Annotated in this window: 5 protein-coding genes; all 5 read left to right on the top strand. The window is 29.9% G+C overall.

Annotated elements, in window-relative coordinates:
- Positions 1-169 precede the first annotated feature (169 nt).
- The 5 genes from EYW44_RS21315 (at position 170) to EYW44_RS21295 (ending at position 6,480) form a co-directional block, all read left to right on the top strand.
- Positions 170-1,264: a fibronectin type III domain-containing protein gene (locus EYW44_RS21315; protein ID WP_132727702.1), complete on the top strand. Its 1,095-nt coding sequence runs from the start codon at positions 170-172 to the stop codon at positions 1,262-1,264.
- An 80-nt stretch (positions 1,265-1,344) separates the two neighbouring features.
- A complete protein-coding gene (locus EYW44_RS21310; RefSeq protein WP_132727699.1) occupies positions 1,345-1,953 on the top strand; it encodes a hypothetical protein in 609 nt (202 codons plus the stop codon).
- A 2-nt stretch (positions 1,954-1,955) separates the two neighbouring features.
- On the top strand, positions 1,956-3,974 hold the full coding sequence (locus tag EYW44_RS21305) for a M3 family metallopeptidase (protein WP_132727696.1): 2,019 nt from the start codon (positions 1,956-1,958) through the stop codon (positions 3,972-3,974).
- Positions 3,975-4,045: 71 nt separating this feature from the next.
- Positions 4,046-5,281 (top strand): carboxypeptidase-like regulatory domain-containing protein, encoded by a 1,236-nt coding sequence (locus EYW44_RS21300; RefSeq protein WP_132727694.1) that lies wholly within the window; start codon positions 4,046-4,048, stop codon positions 5,279-5,281.
- A gap of 191 nt (positions 5,282-5,472) precedes the next feature.
- The gene (locus EYW44_RS21295) at positions 5,473-6,480 is read left to right on the top strand and encodes a M12 family metallopeptidase (RefSeq protein ID WP_207893827.1); all 1,008 of its coding nucleotides are present in this window, start codon (positions 5,473-5,475) and stop codon (positions 6,478-6,480) included.
- Positions 6,481-6,736 lie beyond the last annotated feature (256 nt).

Below are 6,736 nucleotides of genomic sequence, written 5' to 3'. Positions count from 1 at the left end.
CTATTTCTAATTCTATCATATCTTTGCTTAGTACTTGGTACATAGGGTTGTGTTTTTATGTTTCGCAACACAAATATCTACAACCCTTAATTTTTTCTCAAAAAAAGTCAAGATGACTTCACTCATTATATTTTTTTAACATTACACTTTCTTAAAATACTTTTAAACTATGACCAAAACAAATCCCCTTGTTTGCTTACTTATTTTTATTTTTTTTAGTTGCAACGACGAAAACAACATCAATAACAACAATTTACAAAACATCAAAGTAGAGAATCTTATTTCTACTAATCAATCTTCTTCAGAAATATCTTTGTCATGGACAAATACAACTGACAATAATGTAGTCGGTTACCATGTATATAGAAATGACATATTAATAGATCAAACAGACACAAATAATTACACAGATACAGGTTTAACTGCGGAAACTTCATACACATATCAAGTAAGAGTATATAATTCGGATAATGACACTGGGATAAAATCTGATAAATTAACTGTAAGCACAAAATCGCTTACAAACTCTACAAATAATTTTACTTTTTCTGATGACTTTGAAGGAACTATAAATAATAGCTTTTGGCTTGGCAATGGTGTTTCTGTTGATTATGGTATCGAAGATCCTACAAATACAAATAATAAAGTAATGAAAATGAGTTACATTTTTAACAGTGAAGGAAATGGTGACTCTTGGACTGAATATGATTTCAAACTTCCAATTCAAGCTACAGAAATAGAAATGAGTTTTGATATGTTTACTCCATCAAACTATTATCACTTTGAAAACAACCATAAATTATTTGCCTTATGGTCTGGTACATATGGAAAAACAAATGCTAACATAAGTATTTCTAGCGAAATGTGGGGAAACTCTCAAGGAGGTGCTTCTCCTTCAATATATGTTGGAGTTGATCAAAATAATTATGGACACGCAATGCTTTCAAATTATCCTTTAATTATTAAAGATTATGAAGGTCGCTGGTCTAATTATAAAATTCATTTAAAATTAGCATCAGATACTAATAGCCATGGATTTTTAGAAATTTACAAAGATGATGTACTTATAACATCTACCAATCATCCTAATATTACAAAACCTTATACAAATGCTCCTGAAGCCTCTAAACTTATACATTATGCAACTTCTGGAAACTTTATAGATCAAGGTACTATTTTAGGTTGGGCTAATGGAGATGAACTAAGGAATTATAATCAAGATATTCATTTTTTTATTGATAACTTTGCCCTGAAAGCTAATTAAAAATTGCAACTATTAATTAAAAGACAAAGTACATCTTTCTTAAAAATAGATGTAAACCATTTAAAAATTTTACTATGCAAATGATCAACAAATTAACAACAATCTTGTGTTTAATTGTACTCTTGAATATAAATGCTCAAGAGAATTCAACTCAACCAAAAAAGAACAAAAAAAACAGTATTTGGTACATAGACCTTTCTTTAGGTGCTGCTCTTGGAGAAGCTGGAGGTTTAATGGAAGTTGGAGCTATTAACTACCAACATAAAAAAAATCTTTTCACATTTAGAGCTAGCGAAAATTCTCTATACACTGACTATTTCTTTTTTGTTCCAATTACAAGTTCTAAAACAAAATCGCATCAAGAATACTCTCTATTATATGGAAGAAGGCATGTGTATGATAGTTTTTCTTTTAGCTACTCTGCTGGAGTTTCTTATGCTAAATTGAAACAAAACATAGACACCTCTAACTATCAATTTAAAAATTCTTTAGGTGTACCTCTTGAATTTAATGTGAGATGGTTTAATAAAGAAAAGACAAGATTTCGTATTTTAGATGTAATTCCTGTTGGAAAACCTTCAAGTTTTGGAGTAAGTACAGGCTTAAAACTTGTTGCTAATATTTCTAAGTTCCCATATGTTGGCATAGGATTAACTTTAGGTTTAGGGAAGCATAAAATTTATAATTAAAAATGAACAATCCATTATTACAAGACTTTAATACGCCTCCGTTTCAATCTATTAAAGAAGAACATTATATACCCGCTATTAAAAAAGCAATTGAAATTGCCAAAGATGAAATTAACTCAATTGCAAATAGTACAGAGATAGCTTCATTTGAAAACACAATTGTTGCTTTAGATAAAAATGGTGAAAAATTAGACCGTATTACTTCTATTTTTTTCAATTTAAATTCTGCAGAAACAAATGAGGAAATTCAGAAAATAGCAAAAGAAATTTCCCCTTGGCTGAGTGAGTTTAATAATGATATGATTTTAAATGCAGATTTATTCAAAAGAGTAAAAGCTGTTCATGATCAAAAAGATACACTTACACTGACTCCTGAACAAAGTATGCTGCTAGATAAACAATACAAAGATTTTTCTAGAAACGGAGCTAATTTAGATAATGATCAAAAAGATGAGCTTAAAAAATTAGATGCAGAATTATCTAAGTTATCTCTTCAGTTTGGCGAAAATGTATTGGCTGACACCAATGATTTTGAATTATTAATAACAAACGAAGAAGATTTAGACGGGCTTCCTGAAGGAGCTAAAGAAGCTGCAAAATTATTAGCGCAACAAAAAGAAAAAGAAGGCTGGTTAATTACTTTAGATTACCCTAGCTATATTCCTTTTATGACGTATGCAAACAATAGAGAGCTACGCAAAAAGCTATCTGTTGCTATGGGTAAAAAAGGTTTTCAGGATAACAAAAACAACAACGAACAAAATGTATTACAAATAGTTAAGTTTCGTCATCAAAGAGCTCTATTATTAGGATACAAATCACATGCTCATTTTGTTTTAGAGGAAAGAATGGCTGAAACGCCTGAGAAAGTTTTATCTTTTTTAAATGATTTATTAGAAAAAGCTAAACCGGCGGCTGAGAGAGAATTTACACATTTAGAAACCTATGCTAAAAAACTAGACAGTATAGATCAGTTACAAAAATGGGATGGCGCATATTATTCTGAAAAATTAAAAAAGGAACTATTTAATTTAGATCAAGAGTTATTAAAACCTTATTTTAAATTAGAAAATGTTATTGATGGTGTTTTTGAAATCGCGAATCGCTTATTTGATTTACAGTTTGAAGAAATTGACAATTTAGACACTTACCATGAAGATGTTAAAACGTACTCAGTAACAAATTCTAATGGCGATTTTGTTTCTTATTTTTATGCAGATTTTCACCCAAGACCAGGAAAAAGAAACGGAGCTTGGATGACATCTTATAAATCTCAACAAATTATTAATAACGTAAATGATCGCCCACAAGTTTCTATTGTTTGCAACTTTACCAAACCTACAGATACTAAACCTTCTTTATTAACTTTTAACGAAGTAACTACCTTATTCCACGAGTTTGGACATGCTTTACACGGTATGCTTGCTAACACAAATTACAAAAGCTTATCAGGAACTTCTGTTTCTTGGGACTTTGTTGAATTACCTAGTCAAGTATTAGAAAACTGGTGTTACGAAAAAGAAGCTTTAGAATTGTTTGCCAAGCATTACGAAACAGGAGAAACAATTCCAATGGAGTATGTTCAAAAAATTAAAGAATCTGCTGCTTTTCATGAAGGCATGCAAACTTTACGTCAATTAAGCTTTGGTTTATTAGATATGAGTTGGCATTCTGGTACTACAGACATTACTTCTGTAAAAGACTTTGAAAAAGAAGCTTTTAAAAACACTCAATTATATCCTGATGTTGCAGAAAACTGTATGAGTACTGCTTTTTCTCATATTTTTCAAGGAGGTTATTCTGCTGGATACTATTCTTATAAATGGGCAGAAGTATTAGATGCCGATGCTTTTGAATATTTTAAAGAAGAAGGAATTTTTAATAAAGAAATTGCTTCTAAATTTAAAGATCATGTGCTTTCTAAAGGAGGTACTGAAAAGCCAATGGAATTATATAAACGCTTCAGAGGTCAGGAACCAAAACCTGAAGCACTATTAAAACGTGCCGGACTTCTAAACTAAATTTAAAAACTAAAAAATCTCTTTTTCAAGAGATTTTTTTTATTTTTAGTTAACAATCAAAACATTGCCTCATGAAAAGAAAACTACGTTTTACGCTACTGTTATTTTTAATTGCTCATATTTCATTTAGCCAAATACAAATTAAAGGAGTAGTTTCTTCAGAAGACAACCAACAATTACAAGGAGCTTACGTTTTTTTCAATAACACAACTTTTGGTACAGTTACTAATAAAAAAGGCGGTTTTTCTTTGGCTATTAATGAAGGAAAACACACGTTGATTATTGCTCACCTAGGATATGAAACTATTCAATATGAAATTGATATTAACGAAAAATCTTCAAACAAAAACTTTACATTTTTATTAAAAGTAAAAGAAGATATTTTAGACGAAGTTGTTATTAATTCAGGAAAAAGAAAAAAGCTAAAACAAAACAATTACAACCTAAAAAAATTTAAAAAGGCTTTTTTAGGAGAAACAAAATTTGCAAAAAAATGCTCTATAGACAATCCTGAAGCTTTAAAATATTATTATAATGAATCAACCAAAACTTTTACTGCTAAAGCAGTTGAACCTTTAATAATCATTAATAAAAGTTTAGGTTATAAAGCCTATTATAATCTTGAAAAATTTGAACTTAGAAAAGACTACTCTGCTTACTTCGGATTTGTTCAGTATAAAGAATTAGCGGGAAAGGATCGTGATAAAAAAAGATGGCAAAAAAATAGATTAACAGCATACAAAGGTTCTAGAATGCATTTTTTTAGAACAATTATATCTGGATCATCCCAAAAAGAAGGATTCTCTATAGATCTATTAAAAAAATACCCTAATAAAAATTACCCAACTGATAAAGAAATAGATTTTTCTGAGAGAGTTTTAGCTTTTCATTACAACAAAAAAACTCCTATAAATTTTGATAAAAAAATCACCAAACCTAGATCACAATTAGATAGCGCTATCGTTATTAAAAAGAGAAGTACACAAAAAAGATATATTGATTCTATTATTCAAAAAAACATACCTTATGAAAGCATTAGCTTTAAAACTGATCATAGAACTTTCTTAACTTTTAAAAATTTTCTAAAAGTTACCTACACTAAAGAAAAAGAGGAGTCAAACTATAATAAACTATACAAATCGTCAGATAAACAGGTCTCTAGCTTTTCAATTATTGAAGCTCCAGAACAAATTTTACCTTTAGGAAAATTAACAAATCCTGCAAACATAATAGAACAAGGCTACTGGGCTTTTGAAAGATTTGCAAACTCTTTACCTCTAGACTATCAACCACCTAAAGAGGAATAGTAACTCTTTTTAAATATAATTTTAATACTACAAAAATATTCTACAACTATTGCCGTTAGTTAACACTAATATTCATGAGTTATGATTTTAACTTATGAATACAATACATTCTTTTTATTCAAACTCCTTTTACAAATTTCTTTTGTAACGCTGTATGTGTAAGAAGAGAAAAATTAATTTAACCGTTTATTATGAACACCCCTAAAATGTTTTTAGTAGCTATCGCTACTTCATTGTTTGTTACATCTTGTCAAGATGAATCAATTAAAAGCTTAGAAGCTTCAACTATCAATCAAGTTCAACTTATTCAACCAGAAGAAGCCTTTCCTGGCTCTAATGGTAATTTCAAATCATTGTTCTATGGAGAACAAAAACTAGAGGTACAAGAGTACAACAACGCTTACATTCTGGAAGGTGATATTCTTTTCCCTAAAGAAGAATTAACTACAAATCCAGATATTACAAGTAGCCCTGCTATTTCTAACAACACAAAATCTGTTGGTAGACCAAGTAAAACATGGCCTAACAACACCGTTTTCTATGAAATTGATCGTAATCTAGAAAACCAACGTAGAGTTACCGATGCTATTGCACACTGGGAAGCAAATACTGCTTTACGATTTGTAAGAAGAACAAATCAAGAAGATTATATTAGATTTACTACTGGTGAAGGCTGTTCTTCTTTTATTGGAAGAATTGGAGGTAAGCAAGACTTACTTTTACATCCAAGATGTAGTACTGGTAATACAATTCATGAAATTGGACATGCTGTAGGCTTGTGGCACGAACAAAGTAGAGTTGACAGAGATAACTATATAATCATCAACTTTGAAAATATTGAAGAACGAGCTAAACGAAATTTTAATACTTACAAACAATCTGGTAGAGATGGTCAAGAACTTACAACTAGACTAGATTTAAATTCTATTATGATGTATGGATCTTTTTTCTTTTCATCTAATGGAGAGCCAACAATTGTAAGAAGAGATGGAAGCACTTTTGAAATTCAAAGAGATGGTCTTTCTTTTGGTGATATTGCCGGAATTAATCAATTATACCCTGCTAATAATGATATTTGTAATGGTGTATCAGAATTTGTTAGTGGAAGAACATACCCTGTTGGTTCTAGAGTAACTTATAGAGGTTCATTATATGAAAGAGTTGTAGGTGGATGGACTAGAATTGGTGAGTGTGGATAATACAACACTCTAAACTTCTATGTATACAAATTAAAAATGCTACTTTTTTAAGTAGCATTTTTTTACTCCTCTCTCCTATCCTTTTTCTCTCACATATCTCATTTGTTACACTACTAAAAACACACCTCTATTTGTTCCCTATAAACAAGTAACATTATTGAAAAACAAAACAACCTTACCATATTCATACCTCTTCACCCCCTACTCAACTAACTTCATAACAAAAAATACGAATCCTTACAAAATCCATACACAA

It is taken from the genome of Tenacibaculum sp. M341 (assembly GCF_004337695.1).
Classification (GTDB): domain Bacteria; phylum Bacteroidota; class Bacteroidia; order Flavobacteriales; family Flavobacteriaceae; genus Polaribacter.
This window is presented reverse-complemented; position numbering and strand designations above follow the sequence as displayed.